Raw genomic sequence first — 26337 nt, 5'->3', positions numbered from 1 at the left:
AGGATCGGGTGATGATGGCCAAGCAACCTTGAGGTGTACAGCGTCTCACCCGCTTGAATCTGACACACCTCATGCCATTGACACGTGATTTATTCAAAAAAAGAAGGTTTGGTTCGCTTCGTGTGTGCGGCATACGCACGGTGTTTACTCATGCGAGCCGCTTCGGAACTCAATCGACTGCGAATCTGATGGTGTTGTTTAAACCATTGTGGCGTGCGTCCCGTTTTGACCGACCAGTGCGCCCGTCCCGTGCGACGCGCCAATGAAGGCTGCATGCGGTTCAATGCACCCTCATGCGCATATGAAGTCGATGCCCCCACATTTAAATCGTTCACCATCGCATGGGCATGACCCGAGACATCATTCGTTGCCTCACGCCATGTGTGCTGGATGTCATGTTGCACACTGGCCACCTGTTCGCTGACCGACTGCCCCATGTCTTTGAGTTCCGCCAACGACATTTCACGCGACACCTCGTCTTTGACATCGCGCAAATAGCGTTGGGCACGGCCAAATAACGTACCAGCCACACGCGCCACTTTGGGTAAGCGCTCAGGGCCGAGCACAATCAAACCGACCACGCCGATCACGGCGAGTTTAGAGAGTCCTAAATCAAACACAGCGCACGGTCACCGATTAAGACTGACGATCACGTGCTTGCGCATCAATGACTTTGTTGCCATCGGCTTGATGCGTCAGCGACACGTCTTTTGCCGCTTGCGCTGTGTTTACAGATGCATGGCTGTTTGTGTCTTCGTCCTCGCCCTTCATGCCGTCTTTAAACCCTTTCACGGCCGAACCAAGGTCATTGCCCATGTTGCGCAGCTTTTTGGTGCCAAACACCAAAACCACAACCAACAAGACGATTAACCAATGCATGATGCCAAAACTGCCCATTTTCATTCCAATATTAAAAAGTTAATTCTACGGGTACATCCAAAAAACACCCCATTGACATCCAGCTTAAATGCCTTGTGCAAAGCCTCGCCAAGGCGGCTCACCCGCCAACACATGCAAGTGGATGTGATACACCTCTTGCCCACCGCCAGGACCGACATTCATGATGACGCGCAAACCACCATCAGGCATGGCGGGCGCACCATTTTCAAAAGCCAAGCGTGGCGCTATTGCCATCATGCGCCCTAAAATGGCCTCATCCGCCGGACGCACATCAGCCAATGTTTCGATGTGCGTCTTAGGCACGATCAGAAGATGGATCGGTGCGGCAGGGTTGATGTCATGAAAAGCAATCAATTCATCGTCCTCATACACTTTTCGTGCAGGAATCTGTCCCGCAACAATTTTACAAAAAATACAAGTATCCGTATGTGCGCCCATGCCCACTCCTACAATTTCCATTGAATTACCCACGACTCAGCAATGACTGAGAAAACCCCCACTAAACACCAACCAACTAAATACCGATCAAACACCGTTAAACGTCAGGTCATCACGGTCATGGCTCAAGTGGCGCCTCGTTGCGCGATGCTTTCTCTTCCAAGCCCGACATGCCTTCACGACGCGCCAGCTCACGAACCACATCGTCCAAACTTAGATTATAGTGAGACAACATGATCATGGTGTGAAATAGCAAGTCGGCTGTCTCATAAATGATTTGATAAGGATGTCCACCTTTGGCCGCAATGATCACCTCAGTGCACTCTTCGCCCACTTTTTTCAGTATGGTGTCTTCACCTTTATTGAACAACCGAGCCACATATGAAGCTTCCGTGTTTCCGCCTTTGCGAGACTCGATGATTCGCGCCAATTCGCTCAAGACACTATCTACCCGATGTTGCATAATCCAACTCCTAAACGACGCGCACAGTGCGACATGCGCACACGTTACGACTTATAAATGTCATCAGGATTTTTCAAGACAGGCGCCACCACATGCCAATCTTGCTTGTCCCAATCGTACTCTTCAAAAAAACAATTGTTGCGACCCGTGTGGCATGCAATGCCACCCACCTGCTCCACCAGCAACAACAACACGTCCTGATCACAATCCATGCGCACTGCTTTCACATGCTGCACATGCCCCGACTCTTCGCCTTTGAACCACAAACGGTTGCGTGAGCGCGAAAAATACACCGCGCGTTTCAAGATCAAAGTTTGCTCCAGTGCCTCACGGTTCATCCACGCAAACATCAACACATTGCCACTGTTGGCATCTTGCGCAATCACGGGCACCAGACCTTTTTCATCCCATGCAATTCGATTCACGACATTCGACATGACTGACATTTTACGCCTTTTTTATTAAATAAAACAAACCTTTGCGGTTTTTCATTAGACCTCAATGAATCCCTGAATTACATCCGCACGCTGATGCCTTGTGCAGCCATTAAGGTTTTGGCTTCTTGCACGGTGTGCTGCCCAAAGTGAAAAATACTCGCGGCCAACACCGCATCGGCATGCCCCTGCAAAATCCCATCGGCCAAATCTTGTAAACCACCGACACCACCAGAGGCAATCACTGGAATGCTCACAGCATCCGACACCGCGCGGGTCAATGCCAAATCAAAGCCGCTGCGTGTGCCATCACGGTCCATGCTGGTCAGCAACAACTCCCCAGCACCCAGTTCATTCATTTTCACCGCCCACTCAACCGCATCAATGCCCGTCGGTTGGCGACCACCATGTGTGAAAATTTCCCAACGGGGCAACTCACCATCGCGCGACACACGCTTGGCATCAATCGCCACAACAATGCACTGTGAACCATACTTGCTCGCCGCTTCTGCCACCAACTGCGGATTGCTCACCGCGGCTGAATTAATACCCACTTTGTCTGCGCCCGCATTTAACAATCGCCGCACATCCGCCACCGCACGCACGCCGCCGCCGACTGTGAGCGGAATGAACACCTGATCGGCCACAGCCTCAATGATGTGCAAAATCAAATCGCGGTCATCAGAAGTCGCCGTGATGTCCAAGAAGGTCACCTCATCCGCACCCTGCGCGTCATAACGTTTAGCGATTTCAACAGGATCACCCGCATCGCGCAAGCCGACAAAATTAACACCTTTGACAACACGTCCATCTTTCACATCGAGACAAGGGATAATGCGTTTTGTTAACATAGTTTCAATCACAGACCATCACAAATAATTTCAAAGAAGGTGAGCATGCCGTTCCACATCGTATTGCACCGAAACAGCTCATCCAAAAAGCCACACATTCAACACACGCCCCGGCATTAAAACAGCCGCCACACCCGCACCAACAAGCCCACAATACGCCCCGACAACGAACTTGCGATGACGTCGGATGTTTTTTGTTCGGGCAAAATACAAAGCGCAAACCAAGCAAAACAACGTCCACACCGATAAAACATGAATCCAGCCCCACCGATAACCAACGCCATGCAGCCAAAACGACGACAGTGATGTCACAGCCATGCACAAGAGCCAAAACCGCCCAATGGTTTTATGCTGCGGCGTGCCTTTGGCCTGCATCAACTGCCAAGCCCCCACGATCAGGGACAGCAACGCACAGACCAAATGAGTGGTAAACATGGCTAAGCAATCAGCTCATCGGCTCGGCGTTGCGCGGCGGCAAAGTCCAAATCACCCGAATAAATCGCACGACCGCAAATCACGCCCTGCACACCTTCATCGACCACGCCACACAAGGCATCAATGTCAGCCATATTGGACAAACCACCCGAAGCAATCACAGGAATCGTCGATGCTTGAGCCAACTTGACCGTCGCCTCGATGTTGATGCCTTGCAACATGCCATCACGCCCAATGTCGGTGTAGATGATGCTGTTCACCCCATAGTCTTCGTATTTTTTCGCCAAATCACCGACATCGTGCCCTGTGATTTTGCTCCAACCATCGGTCGCCGCTTTACCATCTTTTGCATCCAGCCCCACGATGATGTGACCACCGAACTCAACGCATGCATCTTGTAAAAAGCCAGGGTTTTTTACCGCTGCCGTGCCAATGATGACATACGTGATGCCCATGTCAAGGTAACGTTCAATGGTCTCCAAATCACGGATGCCGCCACCGATTTGCACGGGAATGTCATCGCCCACTGTTTTTAAAATCGCTTGAATCGCCGCTTTGTTCACAGGCTTGCCCGCAAATGCACCATTCAAATCGACCAAATGCAAGCGACGCGCCCCTTGTGCCACCCAATGCGCAGCCATTTGTTCGGGCGCATCAGAAAACACGGTCACACGATCCATTTCGCCTTGCTGCAAGCGCACGCATTGGCCATCTTTTAAATCAATTGCTGGAATCAACAACATGGTCTAACTTTCTAAGATAAAGATAAAGATAAAGATAAAAACAAACGCAATCAAACATCCTGAGCAGCCTCGCTAAAGCCCACCGCGCCTCATTTCATGCAATGAAGGCACAAGGCATGCGCAGTTAATTGGGCATCCAGCTTGCAAAATTCCGATACACCTGCAAACCAAACACACCGCTTTTTTCAGGGTGAAACTGTGTGGCAAAAATATTATCACGTGCCACCGCACAGGTAAATGAATGACCATAATCGCTCACGCCAACGGTCAACAGCTCATCGTTGGGCTGCACATAATAACTGTGCACAAAATAAAAATACGCCTCATCTGGAACGCCAGCCCACAACGCATGGTCACGCGTTTGTTTGACTCGATTCCAGCCCATATGAGGCACCTTCAAACGCGCCCCATTGTGATCGACGGCATCATCCAAGCGGAAGCGCACGACCGAGCCATCCAACCAACCCAAACCATGCGAGCGACCTTCTTCCGCCGCACCAAACAACATTTGCTCACCCACACACACCCCCAGCAACGGCTTGTTTTTTGCGCCTTCGCTCAGCGCCTCCAACAAGCCACTTGAACGCAAATTCGCCATACAATCGGGCATCGCACCTTGACCGGGCAAAATCAAACGATCTGCGGCACGCACTTGATCAGGTTCACCCGTGATGATGACATTCACATCGGGCGCCGCCGTGCGCATGGCCTGCGCCACACTGCGCAAATTGCCCATGCCATAATCTAAAATCGCTACTGTGCTTACTGTACTCATGTGTCTTCACTTAAAAATAACTGCATCGGCGCACATCGGTACACCGATCCATCACCACACCACCACGGGATCAGCCCGCCCAATCAACCCGCCAAAACAGGCAACATGGTTTTCAATCCCTCAACAATGAACTCCACCGCCACCGCAGACACCAACAAGCCCATGATCCGCGTCGCAATGTTGATGCCCGAGCGCCCCATGATGCGGTTAATCGGCTGAGCCAACTGCAAAGTCAACCACACCAACGCTGCCAACGCCACGCCGCACCCAATCAAAACGGCATAATCACGCGGCCCCTGTGCTTTATTCGCATACACAATCACCGTGCTGATCGCACCAGGTCCTGTCAGCAATGGCAGTCCCAACGGCACCACACCGAGAGTCGCCTTGCTTTCGGCTTCATCCTGCTCCTCAACCGTCGTGCGCGCACCGCCCATCTGCGCATTCAACATATTCAAAGACATCAACAAAATCAACAAACCACCCGCCACCTGCAACGACGCAGTGCTGATGCCAAAAAACGCAATGATTTTCTCACCCAGCAACGTACACACCGTCACCACCGCCACAACAGTCAACGCCGCCGCACGGATGGTGCGTTGATTTTCCTTGGCCGAATGCCCTTGGGTCAAACTGATGTACATCGGCAATACACCGATTGGATTGACCAACGCCAATAAGGCGATAAAAGTTTTTAATGCATCCATAATATTCCAGCCAGCTTAGCCGACCAAACTGCCTTTCGTCGATGCAATCGCCTCTGGTGCGCGTGGGTCAATCGCCAACGCCATGCGCAGCGCACGGCCAAAAGCTTTAAACACCGTTTCAATTTGATGGTGCGCATTCAAACCACGCAAATTATCAATGTGCAAACTCACGCCCGCGTGATTGACAAAGCCTCGGAAAAACTCAATCGACAAGTCCAAATCAAAATTTCCCACACGCGCACGCGTGAACGGCACATGAAACTCCAGCCCAGGCCGCCCCGAAAAATCAATCACCACGCGCGACAACGCCTCATCCAACGGCACATACGCATGACCATAACGCGTCAAGCCACGCTTATCACCAATCGCCTGAGCAATCGCCTGCCCCAAAGTGATGCCCACATCCTCCACCGTATGGTGGTCGTCAATATGGGTGTCGCCCGTCGCCACCACATCCAAATCAATCAAGCCATGACGGGCAATTTGATCCAGCATGTGATCGAGAAAAGGCACGCCTGAGTTGAGTTTGGCCACGCCCATGCCATCCAAATTGAGCGCAATGCGCACTTGGGTTTCGGAGGTGTTTCGGGTGACTTCTGCGGTGCGGTGGGTCATATTCATCCTTGTTTTTAAAGCAAAATTTCGTTTAAAGCGTTGATTAAACTGTGGTTTTCAGCATCAGAGCCCACCGTCAACCGCAGGCATTGTGCCAGCATCGGGTGCGCTTTGCTCATGTTTTTGACCAAAATATGGCGTGCTTTGAGGGCTTCAAACACTTCGGTCGCATCGCGCTCAAACTCGGCCAAGACAAAATTGGCATGGCTGTCAAACGCCGTCACACCACGCATTTGCTGCAAAGCCGCCAGCAAATCAGCACGAGTCGCACAAATGTGCTGCGCTTGCGCGTCAAGCACCGCCACATGTTCGAGCACAAAATCCACCGTCGCCTCGGTCAACACATTGACATTATACGGCGGACGCACCTTATCGAGTTCGCTAATCACATCCAAACGCCCCGCCATATAACCCAAACGCACGCCCGCCAAACCGAGTTTGGACACCGTGCGCATCACGAGCAGATTGTCAAACGCCGCCAACTCGCTCATCCACGTGTGATTGGCAAACGGCTGATACGCCTCATCCACCACCGCAAACGCATTCACCGCCCGCGCCGCCGCAATCACCGTCAACATGTCCGCGCGGTCAAATTCGCAACCCGTCGGATTGTTCGGAAACGGCAAATACACCAGCGCAGGCCGATGCAACTCAATCGCCGCCACCATCGCAGGCACATCGAGTTGAAAATCGCGCTCGGTTTTGCGCAAATCCACCTCAACATAATTCACATGATTGAGCAACGCCGACATGCGATACATCACAAAACTCGGCGCAGGCGCAAGAATCGTGACTTTTTCACCAGACTTTGACACCGCCATCGACAACAAATGAATCAACTCATCCGAGCCATTGCCCAACATCAAACCAAACGCATCGCCAATCTGCGCATAATCGCGCAACCGCCGCGCCAACACGTCGTACGTCGGCACAGGATAACGATTCAACGCCACATCCGCCAAACGCTGTGCGAGTTGGGCTTTTAGATCATCAGGCAACACGTATGGATTCTCCATCGCGTCGAGTTTGATGAAACCACTCGCGTCGGGGACATGGTAAGCGGACATCGCGCGGATTTCGGGACGGATGTTGTTAAATAAAGATAATGCGTTAGCCATCATATTAAAGACTCCATACGAGTAAGTTCATCTCTAAACTTTATAAAGCTGGGAGAAATATTGTTATCAAGGACCATCAATGGCGTGATTTTATCTGCCCACTCTGACTTCAATGCCCCTGCTTCGTGCCATTTTAATTTTTCAGGCTTATGATTTAAGGCTCTTGCCAATATCTCCCAAGTTCCACAAACACTATCCTGTTGATATTTTTGAATAATTTGACTTTTGGCTTTGGGGTATGCCGCCATAACCGCCTCCATATCGCCCAACAACCAAGCCTCCATTTCCTCTATCGCCAAAGAAAATATAGCTTCTGCGGGTTGATTTAACCCACTATAAAAAGTCTGCAATTCACGCTCAAATAAAGCAGGGTCTTTATCATCAGAATCAAAAACAACAAAAACTACATCCGCCGCCGAAGACCTGCCATAGCCTTCGAGAAGTTTTTTTAAATTTGAAAGCAGTCCATGTTGTTTAGTCAACAACTTTTCACTAGAACCTTTTTTCGGTAGTTTCCCCACCCCTTTATACGGATGAATCTTATAAGTCCCAATATTAAATTTCCCTAGGATATGCTCTAAAAACACCTTGCCAGACACATCCTCAACCAAAAACTCGATATGCATAATTAGCCCTCCAGATAATCGCTGTACCACAACGCACCGAGCGGCAACTCCTGCTCATACAACTCTTTAACATTGGGAATGTCCGACACTCGCGTTATTTTGGAGAAACCATCAAGTTGCTTCTCCAAAATCCAAACCTCTTCAGGTGCTAAACCATCGACCAAATAGGGCTGATGCGTCGTCACAAAAACTTGTGAACCTTTTTTATTTTGTGCATGCTCACGAAACTCCTGTACCAATGTATTCAATAATTTATGGTACAAACCGTTTTCAGGCTCTTCGATGCAAATAAATGGCGGCGGCGATGGGTCTTCAAGCATCAATAAATAAGCAAACACTTTTAAAGTGCCATCTGACATTTGCTGCGCATAGAACGGGTCTTGTGCTGAGCCATCATCAAATTTGAGTAACAAGCGTTTATCCGTGGTTTCTTCAGTACTAATCGAGGTAATACTAGGGATTTTATTGGCAATTCGATTCAAAATACTTTGAAATTTGTCTTTATGCTCGCGCTCCATGAACTGGACCACATTGCCAAGATTGTCACCATGAATATTCAAATGTTTTTGCGGTCCAGCCGTTGGTAAAGAACGAGCGGCATCGGGCGTAAAATATGACAAATACCAACCTTTTAAGAAGTCTCTAAATTTTTTAATCCTTGGATGCTCTTTGAGTGTACCCAATGTTGCAATCCCCAGCTGACGCAAATCGGTTAACTCTACCGAACTACTGTTGCTATTTTCTTCACCAACCTCTGAGTCAGATAGCGCATCTTCGCCCGCCCAAACAGAACCAACCCCATTTTTTAAATTAAGAAAAGGAAAAGGTCTTCCATGAGATGCATTTTTACGTCGCTGACGAAGCACCTCCGATGATATAAACGGTCTACCGCTTGAGTCTAATGCAATTTCAAGCTCATAGGTAATAGGTCGTTCATTACCAGCCTCACGATAATAAACATCAAACTTTATCGGATCATTACTACCCTTGGAGCGCAAACGACCAAAGCCACCACGCTGTTTCATATCACAAGCCGTTTCAACATCAAAAATCAAACAGTCCGCCAAAAAACCAAAAGCATCAAACAACGTGCTTTTACCCACGCCATTTTTACCAATCACAACAGTCATATCACCCAGTGGTGCAATATCCTTTTGATTATACAATCGACCTAAAGTAACATCTTTTAATGCTTTAAAGTTTTGTACACGAAAGCCTTCAATTCGAGCCATGATATTTCTCCTATTTATATTGCCAACGGATTCGGCGTTGCGTCCGCGACTTTATGCAACAAGTTTTTATCCGTGTGGTGAAACGGCTCGTCTTGCCCTTTAATCATCATCACGGTGTCTTCTTCGTAGCCCCATGTGCCGTCGTCGTGGATGGTGACGGTGATGCGGAACTCGACGGTTTTGAAATTATCCTCGATAAACGGGGCAGAGCGGATGCCGAAATTGACGTCGTCGTTGGTGGCGATGAGTTCAAATGTGCGGGCGTCGGGCGCGGCTTTACCGACGGCCATGACGATTTGTCCGCGTGGGATGGTGAGGGTGTGGATGATGGTTTGCGTGGCGGGCTCCCACAGCCAGTAGCCGACTTGGTCGTGGTAGGTTTTGACGTTGTCGGGTTTGGTGATGTGGGTGTGGTAGCGCAGGCCGTAGAACAGTTGCGGGCCGTTGGTTTGCGGGTCGATGGGTTGCAGCGTGATGTTTTCGACATACGCTTGTTTTTTCGGCCCTTCGGCTTTGGGTTTGACATCCAAACCGCGCGTGCCTTGCCACACGCCCGCCATCGGCGCGAGGGGGCCGAGGTTGGCGAGGGTGTTGAAATCAATGGGATTGGGTTCGGTGTAAATGTCGTTGTTTTGCATGATTTGCCTTGTTTAAAATATCGTCATTCCCCCGCAGGCGGGAATCCAGTGGGGCGCAAAGCGCACGTTGACTTCAACTGACCAAACTTCACCCAACAAATGCTGCGCATTTGACTGGATTCCCGCCTGCGCGGGAATGGCGCGTATGTTATTTCAACCGCATTTCCGCACTCCGCGCATGTGCGGTCAAGCCTTCGCCATGCGCGAGCGTTGAGGCGATTTGACCGAGGGTTTGTGCGCCCGCTTCACTCACGTGAATAATGGATGAGCGTTTTTGAAAATCGTACACGCCGAGCGGTGATGAAAACCGCGCGGTGCCGCTGGTGGGCAACACATGATTCGGGCCCGCGCAATAATCGCCGAGCGATTCGCTCGTGTACGCACCCATAAAAATTGCACCCGCGTGGCGGATTTTGTCTACCCAAACATGTGGGTTCACAGCGGAAATTTCCAAATGTTCGGGCGCGATGGTGTTGCTGATCTCGCACGCTTCATCCATGCTGCGCGTGACAATCAACATGCCGCGATTTTCCAAAGAGGTGCGAATCACGCCGCGGCGTGGCATGTCGGGCAATAATTTGTCGATGGACGCGCGAACTTGTGCGACATAATCGGCATCGGGGCAGAGCAAAATCGACTGCGCGAGCTCGTCGTGCTCGGCCTGACTGAATAAATCCATCGCCACCCAATCGGGGCTGGTCGTGCCGTCGGCAATGATGAGGATTTCGGATGGGCCTGCAATCATGTCAATGCCCACTTGGCCGAACACGCGGCGTTTGGCTTCGGCGACAAAGGCATTGCCTGGACCGACGATTTTATCCACGCGCGGCACAGTCGCTGTGCCGTACGCCAACGCCGCCACCGCTTGTGCACCACCAACCGTGAACACCGTGGTCACGCCCGCAATATACGCCGCCGCCAAGACCAAAGCATTGCGCACGCCATCGGGCGTGGGCACAACCATGATGATTTCATTTACGCCCGCGACATGTGCGGGAATCGCATTCATCAACACACTCGATGGATAAGCGGCCTTGCCTCCGGGCACGTAAATGCCCACGCGGTCGAGCGGCGTGACCTTTTGCCCGAGCACCGTGCCGTCGGCTTCGGTGTATTGCCAACTTTTACCACACTCAGCATTTTGCGCCTCGTGGTAACTTTTCACGCGATGGGCAGCAGCTTGCAAAGCCGTGCGTTGCTCGTCATTCAAACCGTCAAACGCAGCCTTTAAATCCGCCTGCGTGAGGGTCAAATCTGCCATTGACGCGACATTGATGCGGTCAAATTTGTTGGTCAGCTCAACCACCGCCGCATCGCCACGCGCACGCACTTGCGCAATGATGTCGGTCACAGCCGATTGAATCCCCGCATCGGTGCTGTCATCAAACGCAAGGCGGGTTTGGAGTTGTTGGTTGAAATCGGAATCGGTGGTTTGGAGGGTGGGGGTGTTGATGGTAGTCATAAATTACTCATGTAGAGCGCATTCGCAAAACCATGCGCCGTGTGTTTGTACAAAAATCTTATGTTGTTTAAGAAATGCGGCGGATTGCGTGGTTTTTAGCGCATCATGTAACCTTCGCTTCACCTACGGCTCAGAGCAAGCGACATACGCAGGGTATGAGGCACGGCAGGCTTTCAAAAAACAAAACAAATTATTTATCGTTCGCCTGGGAACTTAAAGCTAAAGCCAAACTTGTATAAACGGTAAAAGACACTAAAGCTAACGTCAAACTACAAAATATTTGTAAAAGCACAAGCAACTGCGTAAACCAAAAACTGGGGCTAAAATCACCATATCCAACCGTTGCCATAGTCACACCACTAAAATAAATAGCCTCAAAAACGGTAGTAAAAGATTTTGTAAAATGAAACGTGGGCATCACATAATAAAGAACACCAAAACCAATCATTAATTCAATGTAACTTTTAAAAGCCAATCCTAAACGGTCACCATACTTGAGCCCTGTTTTCGAAACTGTGCCATTTAGTTTATCTATAGAATCTTCTAAAAATGCTCTAAAGATTTCACACGCTCGAGAAATCATGTACCAACTAGATACTATAATAACAAAACACCCCGCGTAAAATTGAATTGGAGATACTTGCCTTAATTTAGGGTTATTATAAATTTCTTGATTGAATTGCAAACCGATAATTATCGCCCAAGCAATAACAGCAAATAAATACAGCGTATTTAAGAACTGAATTCTTTTTGTCACTTTTGCCTTTCCTTCATCCTCCGCCATTAGTTTTGATTTCACATATTTAGTTGTCGCGTACGTTGGTGAGAAACAAGCAAAAACCATCTCAAAAAGTTTTTTACACCCCATAATTATTTAGCCGCCGCCTCAAACGCCGCCAATATCGGCCTTAACCGCGCCGCTTTCAATTTCAGCGAGGCCTGATTAACAATCAACCTTGATGAAATGTCACAAATATGTTCAACTTCGACCAGATCATTCGCGCGTAAAGTGCCGCCCGTGCTGACGAGGTCAACAATCGCGTCGCCCAAGCCAACCAGCGGGCCGAGTTCCATGGAGCCGTAGAGTTTAATCAAATCGACGTGCATGCCTTTGGCGGCAAAATGTTGTTTGGCGGTTTCGACGTATTTGGTGACGACGCGGATGCGTGCGCCGCTGCCGACGGCTTCAGCGTAATCAAAACCATTTTTCACGGCAACCGACATGCGGCATTTGGCGATTTGCAGGTCGATCGGGCTGTACAGGCCTTCCAATCCAGTTTCGAGCAAAGTGTCTTTACCCGCCACACCAAAGTCCGCTGCACCATAGCGCACGTACGTGGGGACGTCGGAGGCGCGAACGATGATGACGCGCAGCTGCGTGTCGTTGGTGGATAAAATCAGTTTGCGTGAGCTTTCAGGGTCTTCGAGCACTTCAATGCCTGCCGCGCGCAGCATGGGCAGGGTTTCGGTGAAAATTCGGCCTTTGGAAAGTGCTAAAGTCAGCATGACGTTTGCTTTCAAATTCATTAAATACGTGTTTAAACGAGCACCCTAATTGGTGCAGTACACAAAAGTGAAATTATCCCATGAAACATTGATTTCAAGGGATATTTATCAGGCGGATGCGACGTTTTTGCGATCAGAGCCCATTAATGGTTCGAGCTTGGGTTTTAGGCTTTTTTCAGGAATTCTGATTTAAGCGACATGGCCATGCCGTCAACTTTACAATCAATGTCATGATCGCCATCGACGATACGGATATTTTTGACTTTGGTGCCTTTTTTAATGACGATGGAGCTGCCTTTGACCTTGAGGTCCTTGATTAAAATGACGGAATCACCGTCCACCAAAACATTGCCGTTTGAGTCTTTCACCACACGCGGGCCATCTTCATTGCCCGTGGTTTCAGCGGCCGACCATTCATGTCCACAATCGGCGCACACCAAATGATCGCCATCTGGGTAGGTGTTGGGCATGCTGCAAATGGGGCAAAGTGGAGATGTACTCATGAAATTCCTTAAAATAACACGGGAAAAGTGCGATGACTTTTCCCGTATGAACATGGCATCCTTTGCCGTGATTTATCTGGCAAGGGATGCAAAAACGATAACGAAGCCAATGCGTTGGCTCAAAGCTGTTTTAACATGGGCCGCATCGGTTTATGGTGAACTGCAAGTAAACGTTATTATACAACGTTTACTTGCCTCTTCTGTCTTCTGCTTAGAGCGCATCCACCTTAACGGCCAACACTTGACGGTGCTCCTCTAGGGCTGCGGGCATGCGCAATTTCAGTTTCTCAAACAATTCGGCATGCAGTTGCATTTCCGCTTGCCAGTCGGCTTTGTCCATGCGCATCACGCTGTCAAATGCGGTTTGGCTAAAATCCGCGCCGCGCCAGTTCATGTCGCCGTAATTTGGACTGATGCCAAAGAAATGTTCAGTGCCTGCGCTGTGATTTGGGTCGTTTCTTTCCAGCATCCATTCAAGGACGCGCATGTTGTCACCAAAACCTGGCCATACGAATTGACCTTCGGCATTTTTACGGAACCAGTTGACACAGAAAATCTCGGGCAATGTCGCACCTTGTGCGGCCAACTGCTCGCCAACAGCCAACCAATGTGCAAAATAATCGCTCATGTTGTAACCCATGAATGGCAACATGGCGAAAGGATCACGACGCACCACGCCTTGCGTGCCAAATGCGGCGGCAGTGGTTTCTGAACCCATCGTTGCCGCCATGTACACGCCCTCTGTCCAATTGCGCGCTTGCGTGACCAAAGGCACGGTGGTTGAACGGCGACCGCCAAAGATAAAAGCATCAATCGCAACACCAGCAGGATTGTCCCATTCAGGGTCAAGCGCAGGGTTATTGGTTGCGGCCACGGTGAATCGTGCGTTCGGATGCGCGGCGGGGCGGCCTGCCTCAGGCGTCCAGTCTTTGCCCTGCCAATCGATTAAATGTGCGGGCGCTTGTTTGCTCAAACCTTCCCACCACACATCACCGTCATCGGTTAAGGCCACATTGGTAAAAATCACGTCGGATGTGAGTGAAGCCATGCAATTGGGGTTGCTTTTCTCGTTCGTGCCTGGGGCGACGCCGAAATACCCCGCTTCTGGATTGATGGCATACAGTTTGCCATCTGCAGCGGGTTTGATCCATGCAATGTCATCGCCAATCGTGGTGACCGTCCAGCCCTCATAACCTGCGGGTGGAATCAACATGGCGAAATTGGTTTTGCCACATGCCGACGGGAATGCCGCAGCGACGTGTTTTTTGACACCTTGTGGATTGGTCACGCCGAGGATCAACATGTGTTCTGCCAACCAGCCTTGATCGCGCCCCATGACCGATGCAATGCGCAAGGCCATGCATTTTTTACCCAACAAGGCATTGCCGCCATAGCCTGAGCCATACGACCAAATTTCTCGAGTTTCTGGGTAATGCACAATGTATTTCGTATCTGGATTACATGGCCACGATGTCGTGTCGCTTTCACCCGCAGCCAATGGCTTGCCAACGGTGTGTACGCACGGCACAAACTCGCCATCAGTGCCCAATACATCATACACCGCGCGCCCCATGCGGGTCATGAGCTTCATGTTGATGACGACGTACGGGCTGTCGCTCAGCTCCACCCCAATCTGGGCAATATCAGAACCCAGCGGCCCCATTGAAAAAGGAATCACATACATCGTGCGGCCGCGCATGCAACCTTTAAACAAAGGGTTGAGTGTCACGCGCATCTCATCTGGCGCCATCCAATTATTGGTAGGTCCCGCATCGTCTTGGTTTTGGCTGCAAATAAAGGTGCGGTCTTCCACCCGCGCCACGTCAGACGGATCGCTGAGCGCAAGAAATGAATTCGGACGTAATGCAGGGTTCAAGCGTTTCATTGTCCCGGCTGCGACCAACTGCTCACACAGCACGTCGTATTCGGCTTGCGAGCCATCGCACCAGTGAATGGCAGAAGGCGCCATGAGGGTCGCCATGTCATTGACCCATTGCAACAGGGCTTGATGGCGCACATGGTTTGGTGCTTGAGAGGTGTAAGTCATACTGTCTCCAATTATAAAAAGTGATCAAATTTGATGATGCATTCTAATGGCTCGCGTTAACGCTTACCTGACAAATGCATCAACATCGCTCAGAAGGGCTCAAATCAATTGGAAAATACTGTTTTCTCATTGAAATACATTAATAATTATCGGGGTCATACACATCAAAATATTTGATTTTTTGATTTTCACCCCTCAATAACCGCACATCAAACACCATCCACCACCGCACATGAGCCGCTCGTGAGCTTGGTCTTAGACTCGACTGACCGCTCAAACCACTCATTCTCAACATCGACGACGATCAAGCGTGCAAGCACGACTTGATTCGATTAAATAATTGATTGATTGATTGCAAAGCACCAGAACAACACTTCTTTTTTATTTTATACGGGACATCGCGCATAAAAAAATCGCAGCTTAAAGCTGCGATTTTTTTATGCGAAGCGGACTTGAAACAACCGCTGCCGATTAAGCCTCTTCAGCTGAACGAACACGTTCAATCACCGCCCCCACTTTCATGAGTTTCTCTTCCATGCGTTCGTATCCACGATCCAAATGATAAATGCGATCCACCGTTGTGGTGCCTTCCGCGATCATGCCAAGGATGACCAAGCTCGCCGATGCGCGCAAATCGGTCGCCATCACCACAGCACCTGACAATGCAGCCGCTTCCACACCCTCGGTGTGCGCCGTGTTGCCATGAATCACAATGTTCGCGCCCAAACGGTTCATTTCCTGAACGTGCATGAAGCGGTTCTCAAAAATAGTTTCAGTCACATCCGATGCGCCACTGGCGATGGCATTGACCGCCATGAATTGCGCCTGCATGTCGGTTGGAAAACCGGGGTATTCAGTGGTTGACAGGTTCACAGGTTTTGCACGACCCGTCATTTTTGCACGGATGGTGTTCTCTCCCAATTCAAGCTCAACGCCCATTTCGGTTAATTTATCCAGTACCGAAGTCATGATGCTTGGATCCACATGGGTTAAACGAATGTCGCCTCCCGTCGCCGCAACAGCACACAAAAACGTACCCGCTTCGATGCGATCAGGGACGACCGAATGCGTCGTGCCATGCAATTGCTCAACACCTTGAATCACCAAACGGTGCGTGCCAATGCCTTCAATTTTTGCACCCATGCTCACCAGCATTTTGGCCAAATCGGTGACTTCGGGTTCACAAGCTGCATTCTCAAGCACGGTTTCACCATCGGCCAATACGGCCGCCATCAACAAATTTTCTGTGCCCGTCACAGTGATCATGTCCGTGGTGATGCTTGCACCTTTCAGGCGCCCACCTTCTGGGGCTTTGGCATGAATATAACCATGTTCAATGGTGATTTGCGCACCCATTGCTTGAAAACCTTTGATGTGCTGGTCAACAGGGCGCGCGCCAATTGCGCAGCCACCTGGCAATGATACCCATGCCTCACCAAAACGAGCCAATAAAGGCCCCAACACCAAAATTGATGCGCGCATGGTTTTCACCAACTCATACGTCGCCTTGGTGCTGATCGTGCCATAAGCCTGTACGGTGACTTTATCGTGCTCCAACTCAGAAACAGACACACCCAGCTCACGCAAAAGCTTCATGGTGGTGTTGATGTCGCGCAAAGTCGGTACATTACGCAATTGGACAGGATCGTGCGTCAACAATGTGGCGCACATGATTGGTAAAGCCGCATTTTTTGCGCCACCAATGCGAATGTCACCGTTCAAGCGGATGTCGGGGTTGCCTGTTATTTTAAGTTGTTCCATGGTTGTCCTTATCAAAAAAAGAGGCCTTCCTCTTTTTTTGTTTGTTATAAAAAATATGTGTGACGGCTGACGAGCGACCCGATTCTATTTTATGTTAAAAAAGATACGCCGTTCTATTTTTATTGCTGGTTTTGCCATTCGCTCGGCGTGTAGGTTTTCATCGACAACGCATGAATCTCTTCTTTCATGCGCTCGCCCAGTGCCGCGTACACAGCACGTTGGCGCACCAATGTGCGTTGACCTTCAAACGTCGATGACACAATGGTGGCGTAAAAATGGCGACCATCGCCTTCAACCTCAAGGTGCTCGCAAGCAAGCCCCGCAAGAATAAAACCTTTGATCTGTTCTGTGGTTGGGTGTTCCATAAAGCCCTCTAAAAAATTTAATGGCGCAGCTTATAGCCACGCTTCAACATGCTCACGGCCAAAACAGACAATGCCGCCAAAGCCACCAACACCACGGCCAAACTGCGGCCATACGGCACATCAGACTGACCAAAAAAGCCATATCTAAAACCGTCTATCATATAGAAAAATGGATTGAAATGAGACAGATTTTGCCAAAATGGCGGTAAAGATTCGATCGAATAAAACACGCCCGATAAAAACGTCGCGGGCATGATGATAAAGTTCTGAAATGCAGCGAGCTGATCAAATTTTTCAGCCCAAATGCCCGCCACCAAACCCATCGCCCCGAGCAAAGCTGCGCCAGCCACTAAAAACAAAAGTACCCAGCCGATGTGCGCGATCTGAATATCGACAAACCACACAGTGGCGAGCATCACCCCCAAACCGACCGCGACACCTCGCACCACAGCCGCAGCCACATAGCCGACAAACATTTGCAAGGGTGTGAGTGGTGAAAGCAACAGAAACACCAGATTACCCGTGATCTTTGATTGAATCATCGATGACGATGTGTTTGCAAATGCATTTTGCAGCACACTCATCATGACCAAACCCGGCACAAGAAAACTCACGTAGTCAATCGTGCCATACACCTTGACATGGCCTTGTAGTACCTGACCAAAAATCATCAAATACAACAAAGCCGTGATCACTGGCGCCGCAACCGTTTGAAAGCCCACATTCCAAAAACGGCGCACTTCCTTTAAAAACAACGTCCATAACCCAATCATGCGTGCCCCCCCAATCCATTCAACCCAGAATCCGCCTGCATCATGCGCACGAACACCTCTTCTAAATCCGCTTGCGACACGGCGACATCCTCGATGTCACCGCCCGCCATGCGCACTGCCGCCAACACGTGCTCGACCTGATGGGCTTTTTTCAATGTGAATGTCAGTTTCTTTTGTGATTCGACTTCTTGAGCTTGAGCGCACAACGCACGCACATCCGCAGGTAAAGCCGCAACAAACATGCTGTTGTAGACTTTGATGCTCAGTTTCACACCCGCCAATTGTTGCAACAACGTGCTGGTGCGATCCAAAGCAATCAGCTCACCTTTTTTCAACATGGCAATGCGCCCACACAACTGCTCAGCCTCCTCAAGGTAATGCGTGGTCAACACAATCGTGTGCCCCTCTTTGTGTAAACGAGAAATGAATTGCCACAACGTGTGCCGCAACTCAACGTCCACGCCTGCAGTGGGTTCATCCAAAATCATCACGGGCGGGCGGTGCACCAAAGCCTGCGCCACCAAAACACGGCGCTTCATCCCACCCGACAATTGGCGCATATTGGCATTCGCCTTATCGCTCAAACCGAGGTGGTGCAATAGTTCATCAATCCATGCATCGTTTTTATTCAGTCCAAAATAACCCGATTGCCAACGCAACGTGTCACGTACGGTGAAAAATGGATCAAACGCCAACTCTTGTGGCACCATGCCCAACTGACGGCGCGCATGTTGATAATCCCCGTGTGCATCAAAGCCCATGATGTTCACCGCCCCTGAGCTCGGGCGCACCAAACCTGCCATGCAGGAAATCAAAGTGGTCTTGCCCGCCCCATTGGGGCCCAACAAACCAAAAAACTCACCCTGCTCAATGCTGAAACTCACGTCATTGAGCGCAGTCAAATCACCATAGCGCTTGACCACATGCCCGACTTCTATCGCTGCCTTCATGCGCCCCATCCTTATACAAAAGTAACATTATACGCTGAATCACGCAGGCTTTTTAGAGCCTACTTTTGCTTCAATCTTTATTTAAACAGCAATTCAGTTGCTTTTAATTGAGGTGTTGTATTTAAATGCCGCTCCCTTCTTTACATGCAACAAGCATTGCTTTTCTGCTGTTTTCGTATTATTATTTTCCAAGTTTCAATAATTTATGAAATTACGAAAACAACCATAACATCACCAAGGACATTCCAACCATGACGCTTCCTCCGATCACTCAAAAATTTGTCAGCCACTTTGGTGAAATGGGCAGCAACTGGGGCATCAACCGCACCGTGGGTCAAATCTATGCCCTGCTGTACCTTTCGGAAACCCCACTGGTTGCAGAGCAAATCTCTGAATCACTGGGTTTTTCGCGCTCCAACGTGAGCATCGGCCTGAAAGAGCTACAAAGTTGGCGTTTGGTGAAAATGCACCACAATCCAGGTGACCGCCGCGAGCATTTTTCCAGCTTGGGTGATGTGTGGGACATCTTCCGCACGGTGGCTGCAGAACGCCACCGCCGTGAAGTGGAACCAACTGCCACCATGTTGCGCCAAGCCCTTTTAGAAGCCCCATGTTGTGAAGCCGAAATTCACGCACAAGAACAAATTCGCAAAATGAACGATTTGTTCGATTTGGCCAACACATGGTTTGGTGAGGTTCAAAATTTATCACCCGAAGAATTGGTGCGCTTGATGAAACTGGGGATGCAAGTTAAAAACGTCTTGGCCATGGCCGATAAACTGACGTTCAAAAAAGCACGCACGACATCCAAGGACTCAGCAAGCGTGGAAAAAGTCAGCTGAACATGGACACGCGCGCGCCACAAACAGAGGCTCAAACGCCCAACAAAACGGATCGCCGTTTGGGCAAACATTTGTTGCTGATTGTATTGATTAAGCTGCTGGTCTTATATGGGTTATGGTATGGCTTGATTCGCCCCAACAAAGTGAAAGTGACGACTCAAGACATCGAGCAAATTTATACCCGCTCTGGTGGACCAATGGCTCAACCTGCGTCGACAACGCCATGACTGCCATCTTGAATGCGACATCACCCAACACAACGCAACACCATTAAGGGATGCTAAACATGTTAGCCCGCCCGCAGCTTCTGTTTAAACAAGCATTGAGTGTGTTTTTCTTGTTACTGATGATCTCATCGTCCCTGCTGCCCGCACATTTCAGTAGGAGGTCATCGGGTCATTGGGTCGATGTGTGCACCCAACAAGGTGTGACACACGTGTGGCACAGTGATTCACCCCAAGCCTCCACAACCAAAGGCTCGGCGATTACAGCGCCTGCACTCAATGATGGGCTTCACACACAATGGTCATTCGACTGTCCGTGGTGTCTGTTTTCGCTGCCCGCCCTCAGCCTACTGATTGCTTTTTGGTTCTTCATGGCGGCTTTGAGGCAACCCCTGACGCCACAGTGCCCAGTGCGCCAGTCCTTTATGCCGCACCACTGGCGCTGGCCTGACCCACGTGCGCCCCCGATCCAATTGGTTTGAAATTAAAGTTATTGTTGTTGATTGAATTCAGTGGCCGAATATTGGCTTAAGCCCAATGTTTTGGTGTTCATCATCGCGGTGCCGATGAGAAAAACATGCCGCTGAGTCCATCAGCGATCCATGCTCATACCGAGCAAAGACAGTCCCCATTCAAATGAACCTTAATTTGAATCTTATATTTTAGGGAGAACACCTCATGATTGACGCGCAAGCTGTCGATATGGCGCGACTGCAGTTCGCTGCGACCGCATTTTTTCATTTTATTTTCGTCCCACTGACCTTGGGTTTGGTGTGGATTTTGGTCATCATGGAGGCGGTCTACGTCATGACGGGCAAAACCATTTACAAAGACATGACCAAGTTTTGGGGGAAATTATTTGGCATTAATTTTGCCCTCGGCGTGACCACAGGCATCACGATGGAGTTTCAATTCGGAACGAATTGGGCTTACTACGCGCATTATGTGGGCGATATCTTTGGCGCACCTTTGGCGATTGAAGGCTTGCTGGCTTTTTTCTTAGAATCCACCATGTTTGGTTTGTTTTTCTTTGGCTGGACACGTTTGTCAAAAGTACAGCACTTGGCGGTCACGGGATTTTTGGCTTTAGCGACCAATTTGTCCGCACTGTTGATTTTGATTGCCAACGGCTGGATGCAAGACCCCGTGGGTTCGCATTTTAACCCCATCACCATGCGCATGGAGTTGGACAGTTTTTCAGCCATTGTTTTTAACCCGACGGCTCAAAATAAATTTGTCCACATGCTGTCTGCAGGTTACGTGACGGGCGCGATGTTTGTGCTGGCGATTTCATCGTACTACATGCTCAAGAACAAACACATTGCCTTTGCCAAACGCTCATTTCGCATTGCTGCAGCATTTGGCCTCGCCTCCTCATTGTCCGTGATCGTCCTTGGCGATGAGTCAGGCTACACCGTGAACGAAGCACAGCAATCCAAAATGGCGGCGATTGAGGCGATGTGGGAAACACAGCCTGCGCCCGCAGGTTTGGCTTTGATTGCATTTCCAAATGAAGCGGAACAAAAAAATGATTTTGAGATCGAAATCCCTTATCTCATGGGCATCATTGGCACGCGCTCATTTGACACACCGATCATGGGCATCAAAGACATCCGCGCCGCCAACCGCATCCGTGTTGAGAATGGTGTCAAAGCCGTGATCGCACTGGAGGCCATGCGCAAAAACCCAAATGACATGCAAGCCAAAGTCATTTTTTCGCAAAATGAAAAAGACATGGGTTACGGTTTGCTGGTCAAACGCTATGCCAGCGACCTCAAGCAAGCCACACCCGCCATGCTGGATCAAGCGGCTCATGACACCGTGCCCAAAGTCGCCCCCATGTTTTGGTCTTTCCGCATCATGGTTTTTCTAGGGTTCTCATTTTTAGCCATTTTCCTCACTGCATTCTGGTTGAGTGCAAAAAACCGCATGACCAACCACCGTGGGTTTCTTAAATTGTGCCTGCTGTGGCTGCCCATGCCGTGGATTGCCATCATGGTGGGCTGGTTTGTCGCCGAATATGGCCGCCAACCATGGACAGTTTTTGGCGTGTTGCCCACGTATTTATCGGCCTCAAACAATTCGGTCGGCACGGTTTTAGCGACACTCGTTGGCTTTGTGGTGTTTTATACAGGGCTTTTGATCGTCGAAATGTATTTGATGGTGAAATATGCTCGCCTTGGCCCTTCTGTCTTAACCGACTCTGTTCACTGATTGGAGCACATCATGTTCGATTACTACACACTCAAACTCATTTGGTGGCTGTTGATTGGTATTTTATTGATTGGCTTTGCGATCATGGATGGCCATGACATGGGTGTCGGGACTTTACTGCCCTTCATTGGCAAAAATGATTTGGAACGGCGCGCCATCATCAACACCATTGCCCCACATTGGGACGGCAATCAAGTCTGGTTCATCACCGCTGGAGGTGCCATATTTGCAGCATGGCCTTTTGTCTATTCGATTGCGTTCTCAGGCTTGTATTGGGCCATGTTGCTGTTGCTGGTCGCCTTGTTCTTTCGCCCCGTGGGTTTTGAATACCGTTCGAAGCTCAGCGGCCACCGCTGGCGATCAAACTGGGATGCTTTGATTTGCTTTGGCAGCGTGGTTCCCTCAGTTTTATTTGGCGTGGCCTTTGGCAACCTGTTTTTAGGCTTGCCGTTCTATTTAGATGACACCATGCGCTCATTTTACACAGGGTCATTTTTTGAGTTGCTGCACCCGTTTGCCCTTTTGTGTGGCCTCATCAGCCTGTCATTACTGACCCTTCAAGGTGCAACTTTTTTGACCCATCGCACATCAGGCGAGATTCAGCATCGCGCCAAAATCAGCAGCCGTTTATTCGGCATGGTGCTGTTGGTCTGTTTTAGCCTCGCAGGCATTTGGGTGTCAAAAATGAATGGCCTCATCATCACGCAGACAGGTGACCTGAACGGTTCACTCAACCCATTGATGAAAACGGTGAGTCAGCTGTCTGGCGCATGGTTGGGTAACTTCAAAAACCATCCTATGGCATGGTTACTGCCCATTGGGGTTTATGTCATGGTATTCAGCACCCTTATTTTACAAGCCATGAACAAAACCTTATTCGCGTTTGTCACCAGCTCAATCTCTGTCGCGTGCATGATTTTAACTGCTGGTGTGGCGTTGTTCCCATTTGTCCTTCCATCGTCGACTCATCCCGATATGAGCTTGACCCTCTGGGATGCGTCGTCCAGTAAATACACGTTAAATGTGATGTTTTGGTGTGCACTGATTTTTGTGCCCATCATCATCACCTACACCAGTTGGGCCTATCGCGTGATGCGTGGCAAAGTCACAGTTGAATACGTGCAAGCCAATGACAAATCGCTGTATTAAACCATCCACCTACATTGCATTTATAAAGGACATCACCATGTGGTATTTCTCTTGGATTTTAGGTTTGGGCTTTGCCGTTTTATTCGCCATCGCCAACGCGTTGTGGTTGGAGTCACAGCAAGACAAATCAAGCAATCACGACGATTAAAATAAAAACCTCGCCAACTCAATGGCGAGGTTTTTATTTTGAAACATGAAGCTTGAAACACAAAAGCGAGCCTTACTTTTAACCCGCCTTAGAACTCTTCATACAACGGCAAAGTCAAAAACTCCACAAAATCTTCGCGTGTGCTCATGTCTGTGAAAATCTCAGAGGCACGTGTCACAGTGTCCAAACCTGTCAAAGCCACAGCCACCTTGGCGGTCTCTTCAGCCACAATCTCACGCACCAACACCTCAGTGACCTTGCGCCCATCATCCAACACCCCTTTGTCTGAACGAATCCACTGCCAGACCTGAGAGCGTGAAATTTCAGCAGTCGCCGCATCCTCCATCAAATTATGAATGGGCACACAACCATTGCCCGCCAGCCAAGCCGCCAAATAATGAATGCCCACATTGATGTTATTGCGCAACCCATGCTCTGTAATTGGCGCCTCAGGCTTGAAGTCCAACAATTCAGCAGCGGTGACATTCACATCATCACGTTGCTTTTCAAACTGATTTGGTTTATCCCCCAAAACCTTCACAAACTCCGCCATCGCCACATCCACCAAACCAGGATGCGCCACCCAACCACCATCGTAACCATCGTTTGCATCACGGGTCTTGTCATTGCGAATGCCTGTGAATGCTTTTTCATTGGCCTCGGCATCGGTTTTACTTGGAATCAAAGCACTCATACCGCCCATCGCAGGCGCGCCACGTTTATGACATGTTTTCACCAGCAACAATGCATACGCACGCATAAACGGCGCCGTCATGGTCACTTGCGAACGATCCGCAAGGCAAAAATCCTTATCATTTTTAAACTTCTTAATGCACGAGAAAATATAATCCCAACGACCCGCATTCAAACCAGCACTGTGCTCACGCAATTCATACAAAATCTCATCCATCTCAAAAGCCGCAACAATCGTTTCAATCAACACCGTTGCTTTAATCGTCCCTTTAGGAATTCCCAAACGACTTTGTGCAAAAACAAATACGTCATTCCACAACCGTGCCTCAAGGTGGCTTTCCATCTTGGGCAAATAAAAATAGGGGCCCGCACCGCGCGCCAACAACTCTTTTGCATTGTGGAAAAAGTACAACGCAAAATCAAATAAGCCGCCAGAAACGCGTTCACCATCGACCAGCACATGTTTCTCATCCAAATGCCAACCTCGTGGACGCACCAGCAATGTGGCCGTTTTATCATTCAATTGATACAACTTGCCATTGGTTTCAAAATCCACCTGACGGCGAATGGCATCGTACAAATTGATTTGCCCCTGCACCTGATTATCCCAGCTCGGCGAATTAGAATCCTCAAAATCAGACATATAAGCATCAGCACCCGAGTTCAACGCATTGATGATCATCTTACGTTCAACAGGCCCCGTGATTTCCACACGACGGCATTGCAACGCAGTAGGAATCGGCGCCACAGTCCAACCGCCTGAGCGCACATCACTCGTCGCAGCCAAAAAATCTGGCCGCTCACCCGCATCCAGCGACTTCGCACGCTCAACACGCGCTTGCAGCAAAAACTTGCGCCGAACAGAAAACTCACGGTGTAAATCGGCCACCAAAGTCAAAGCATCAAAAGTTAAAATCTGAGCATAAGCATCAGAAATAACAGCACTGATTTGCATACCTGCAGGAAGGGCAATGGGCATAATAAACTCCTAAAACGATTAGATTGATTATATTATGTCTTATACAAGAATTGAGCGCAAGCAAAATGTTGCGCTGCATTGAGAATTCAATAAGAAGATAACCCCATGATAAAAAAACAACTTTTAAATATCAACAAGGGAAAATCCATTTCACCATTTGAGAATTATAAATACTTAAATCCCAACTCCATCCCCTGAACCTCCACCTACACGACCACGTGATCACAGCGGAAGGAGATGCTGCTTATAGCCTTGTCGAGCACGGCTTGCTGTAGCAGGCATGGACACAAGAATAGCCCTCATCAATCCAAAGCAAGCACCGTGCATGTACTCTAACACAGCCAATGGATGGTTTATTGGGTTGCATCTGATGGTTTCAAATGCGCATAAAAAAACCCCAGCTCAAAGAGCTGGGGTTTAGTATATAAAGCCTGACGATGACCTACTTTCACACGGGAATCCGCACTATCATTGGCGCTAAGTCGTTTCACTGTCCTGTTCGGGATGGGAAGGAGTGGGACCAACTTGCTATGGTCGTCAGGCAAAGCCTGCATTGCCTGTTATGAGTAGTTGAAACCTCAAACAGCCAACATAAAATCGGGCGTCTTTTGTTGAACTTTCGTCCAACAGACTAGAAACTAAGCATATTTACAGTGACATCCATCTGATTAGGATGGGTTTTAACGAGTTAAATTACATCAATCAAACAAACCGTGATCTTTCGATCATCGATTAGTGCGACGCTT

General features: G+C 49.4%; 31 protein-coding genes and 1 rRNA gene. 6 read left to right on the top strand and 26 right to left on the bottom strand.

The annotated features are described in order from the left end of the window. Positions 1–89: 89 nt before the first annotated feature. The 24 genes from tatB to DTO96_RS03115 form a co-directional block, all read right to left on the bottom strand. A complete protein-coding gene (tatB, locus tag DTO96_RS03230; protein WP_114562185.1) occupies positions 90–620 on the bottom strand; it encodes a Sec-independent protein translocase protein TatB in 531 nt (176 codons plus the stop codon). 16 nt (positions 621–636) lie between these two features. Next, positions 637–897: a Sec-independent protein translocase subunit TatA gene (gene tatA, locus DTO96_RS03225; protein WP_114562184.1), complete on the bottom strand. Its 261-nt coding sequence runs from the start codon at positions 895–897 to the stop codon at positions 637–639. A gap of 66 nt (positions 898–963) precedes the next feature. Then, positions 964–1359: a histidine triad nucleotide-binding protein gene (locus DTO96_RS03220; RefSeq protein WP_225972548.1), complete on the bottom strand. Its 396-nt coding sequence runs from the start codon at positions 1357–1359 to the stop codon at positions 964–966. 97 nt (positions 1360–1456) lie between these two features. Continuing rightward, positions 1457–1801 carry a phosphoribosyl-ATP diphosphatase gene (locus DTO96_RS03215; protein WP_114562182.1) on the bottom strand — a complete coding sequence of 115 codons (345 nt, stop codon included), beginning with the start codon at positions 1799–1801 and terminating at the stop codon, positions 1457–1459. A 44-nt stretch (positions 1802–1845) separates the two neighbouring features. Further along, the gene (gene hisI / locus DTO96_RS03210; RefSeq protein WP_225972547.1) at positions 1846–2247 is read right to left on the bottom strand and encodes a phosphoribosyl-AMP cyclohydrolase; all 402 of its coding nucleotides are present in this window, start codon (positions 2245–2247) and stop codon (positions 1846–1848) included. Positions 2248–2315: 68 nt separating this feature from the next. After that, positions 2316–3086: an imidazole glycerol phosphate synthase subunit HisF gene (gene hisF / locus DTO96_RS03205; protein WP_114562181.1), complete on the bottom strand. Its 771-nt coding sequence runs from the start codon at positions 3084–3086 to the stop codon at positions 2316–2318. 78 nt (positions 3087–3164) lie between these two features. After that, the gene (locus DTO96_RS03200; RefSeq protein ID WP_114562180.1) at positions 3165–3521 is read right to left on the bottom strand and encodes a DUF2306 domain-containing protein; all 357 of its coding nucleotides are present in this window, start codon (positions 3519–3521) and stop codon (positions 3165–3167) included. Between the two features lie 2 nt (positions 3522–3523). Then, complete coding sequence (gene hisA, locus DTO96_RS03195; RefSeq protein ID WP_114562179.1) at positions 3524–4264, bottom strand: 1-(5-phosphoribosyl)-5-[(5-phosphoribosylamino)methylideneamino]imidazole-4-carboxamide isomerase; 741 nt, start codon at positions 4262–4264, stop codon at positions 3524–3526. Positions 4265–4388: 124 nt separating this feature from the next. Continuing rightward, positions 4389–5039 (bottom strand): imidazole glycerol phosphate synthase subunit HisH, encoded by a 651-nt coding sequence (gene hisH / locus DTO96_RS03190; RefSeq protein WP_114562178.1) that lies wholly within the window; start codon positions 5037–5039, stop codon positions 4389–4391. Positions 5040–5122: 83 nt separating this feature from the next. Then, positions 5123–5746 carry a MarC family protein gene (locus tag DTO96_RS03185; protein WP_114562177.1) on the bottom strand — a complete coding sequence of 208 codons (624 nt, stop codon included), beginning with the start codon at positions 5744–5746 and terminating at the stop codon, positions 5123–5125. 15 nt (positions 5747–5761) lie between these two features. Beyond that, positions 5762–6361 (bottom strand): imidazoleglycerol-phosphate dehydratase HisB, encoded by a 600-nt coding sequence (gene hisB / locus DTO96_RS03180; RefSeq protein WP_114562176.1) that lies wholly within the window; start codon positions 6359–6361, stop codon positions 5762–5764. A gap of 14 nt (positions 6362–6375) precedes the next feature. After that, entirely contained in the window at positions 6376–7482 is a 1107-nt protein-coding gene (gene hisC / locus DTO96_RS03175) for a histidinol-phosphate transaminase (protein WP_114562175.1), read from the bottom strand. Further along, positions 7479–8105 carry a DUF4276 family protein gene (locus tag DTO96_RS03170; protein WP_114562174.1) on the bottom strand — a complete coding sequence of 209 codons (627 nt, stop codon included), beginning with the start codon at positions 8103–8105 and terminating at the stop codon, positions 7479–7481. Before DTO96_RS03170 ends, hisC begins: the two co-directional genes overlap by 4 nt. A gap of 2 nt (positions 8106–8107) precedes the next feature. Continuing rightward, positions 8108–9337: an AAA family ATPase gene (locus DTO96_RS03165; RefSeq protein WP_114562173.1), complete on the bottom strand. Its 1230-nt coding sequence runs from the start codon at positions 9335–9337 to the stop codon at positions 8108–8110. Between the two features lie 14 nt (positions 9338–9351). Next, on the bottom strand, positions 9352–9975 hold the full coding sequence (locus tag DTO96_RS03160) for an FABP family protein (protein ID WP_114562172.1): 624 nt from the start codon (positions 9973–9975) through the stop codon (positions 9352–9354). 148 nt (positions 9976–10123) lie between these two features. Then, entirely contained in the window at positions 10124–11437 is a 1314-nt protein-coding gene (gene hisD / locus DTO96_RS03155) for a histidinol dehydrogenase (protein ID WP_114562171.1), read from the bottom strand. Positions 11438–11627: 190 nt separating this feature from the next. Beyond that, entirely contained in the window at positions 11628–12221 is a 594-nt protein-coding gene (locus tag DTO96_RS03150) for a potassium channel family protein (protein ID WP_157964309.1), read from the bottom strand. Positions 12222–12307: 86 nt separating this feature from the next. Further along, positions 12308–12943: an ATP phosphoribosyltransferase gene (gene hisG / locus DTO96_RS03145; protein ID WP_114563898.1), complete on the bottom strand. Its 636-nt coding sequence runs from the start codon at positions 12941–12943 to the stop codon at positions 12308–12310. 164 nt (positions 12944–13107) lie between these two features. Continuing rightward, positions 13108–13446: a zinc ribbon domain-containing protein YjdM gene (locus DTO96_RS03140; protein ID WP_114562169.1), complete on the bottom strand. Its 339-nt coding sequence runs from the start codon at positions 13444–13446 to the stop codon at positions 13108–13110. A gap of 211 nt (positions 13447–13657) precedes the next feature. Continuing rightward, entirely contained in the window at positions 13658–15493 is a 1836-nt protein-coding gene (locus DTO96_RS03135) for a phosphoenolpyruvate carboxykinase (GTP) (RefSeq protein ID WP_114562168.1), read from the bottom strand. A 471-nt stretch (positions 15494–15964) separates the two neighbouring features. Continuing rightward, positions 15965–17254 carry a UDP-N-acetylglucosamine 1-carboxyvinyltransferase gene (gene murA, locus DTO96_RS03130; protein ID WP_114562167.1) on the bottom strand — a complete coding sequence of 430 codons (1290 nt, stop codon included), beginning with the start codon at positions 17252–17254 and terminating at the stop codon, positions 15965–15967. Between the two features lie 119 nt (positions 17255–17373). Continuing rightward, positions 17374–17619, bottom strand: coding sequence for a BolA family protein (locus DTO96_RS03125; RefSeq protein ID WP_114562166.1), 246 nt, complete (start codon positions 17617–17619; stop codon positions 17374–17376). A gap of 17 nt (positions 17620–17636) precedes the next feature. Further along, complete coding sequence (locus DTO96_RS03120; RefSeq protein ID WP_114562165.1) at positions 17637–18392, bottom strand: ABC transporter permease; 756 nt, start codon at positions 18390–18392, stop codon at positions 17637–17639. Further along, a complete protein-coding gene (locus tag DTO96_RS03115) occupies positions 18389–19342 on the bottom strand; it encodes an ABC transporter ATP-binding protein (protein ID WP_114562164.1) in 954 nt (317 codons plus the stop codon). Before DTO96_RS03115 ends, DTO96_RS03120 begins: the two co-directional genes overlap by 4 nt. Before the next feature lie 251 nt (positions 19343–19593). Here DTO96_RS03115 and DTO96_RS03110 point away from each other — a divergent pair, with 251 nt between their 5' ends. From DTO96_RS03110 to cydX, 6 genes are all read left to right on the top strand, one after another. Continuing rightward, the gene (locus DTO96_RS03110; protein ID WP_114562163.1) at positions 19594–20184 is read left to right on the top strand and encodes a GbsR/MarR family transcriptional regulator; all 591 of its coding nucleotides are present in this window, start codon (positions 19594–19596) and stop codon (positions 20182–20184) included. Positions 20185–20186: 2 nt separating this feature from the next. Next, entirely contained in the window at positions 20187–20411 is a 225-nt protein-coding gene (gene cydP, locus DTO96_RS03105) for a cytochrome oxidase putative small subunit CydP (RefSeq protein ID WP_114562162.1), read from the top strand. A 59-nt stretch (positions 20412–20470) separates the two neighbouring features. Continuing rightward, positions 20471–20890, top strand: a complete 420-nt coding sequence (locus DTO96_RS03100) for a DUF2946 family protein (protein ID WP_114562161.1) — start codon at positions 20471–20473, stop codon at positions 20888–20890. A 196-nt stretch (positions 20891–21086) separates the two neighbouring features. Beyond that, positions 21087–22622, top strand: coding sequence for a cytochrome ubiquinol oxidase subunit I (locus DTO96_RS03095; RefSeq protein WP_114562160.1), 1536 nt, complete (start codon positions 21087–21089; stop codon positions 22620–22622). A 12-nt stretch (positions 22623–22634) separates the two neighbouring features. Next, positions 22635–23771: a cytochrome d ubiquinol oxidase subunit II gene (cydB, locus tag DTO96_RS03090; RefSeq protein WP_225972546.1), complete on the top strand. Its 1137-nt coding sequence runs from the start codon at positions 22635–22637 to the stop codon at positions 23769–23771. A gap of 37 nt (positions 23772–23808) precedes the next feature. Beyond that, positions 23809–23919 (top strand): cytochrome bd-I oxidase subunit CydX, encoded by a 111-nt coding sequence (cydX, locus tag DTO96_RS03085; RefSeq protein ID WP_114562159.1) that lies wholly within the window; start codon positions 23809–23811, stop codon positions 23917–23919. A gap of 88 nt (positions 23920–24007) precedes the next feature. Here cydX and aceB read toward each other — a convergent pair whose 3' ends face one another. Both aceB and rrf read right to left on the bottom strand, forming a co-directional pair. After that, on the bottom strand, positions 24008–25591 hold the full coding sequence (aceB, locus tag DTO96_RS03080) for a malate synthase A (protein WP_114562158.1): 1584 nt from the start codon (positions 25589–25591) through the stop codon (positions 24008–24010). A gap of 429 nt (positions 25592–26020) precedes the next feature. Then, positions 26021–26133, bottom strand: a 5S ribosomal RNA gene (gene rrf / locus DTO96_RS03075). Between the last annotated feature and the right edge of the window lie 204 nt (positions 26134–26337).

Source organism: Ephemeroptericola cinctiostellae, assembly GCF_003339525.1.
In the GTDB taxonomy this organism is placed as follows: Bacteria; Pseudomonadota; Gammaproteobacteria; order Burkholderiales; family Burkholderiaceae; genus Hydromonas; species Hydromonas cinctiostellae.
Note: the sequence above shows the minus strand (reverse complement) of the source record. Positions and strands in the feature narration are given on the sequence as shown.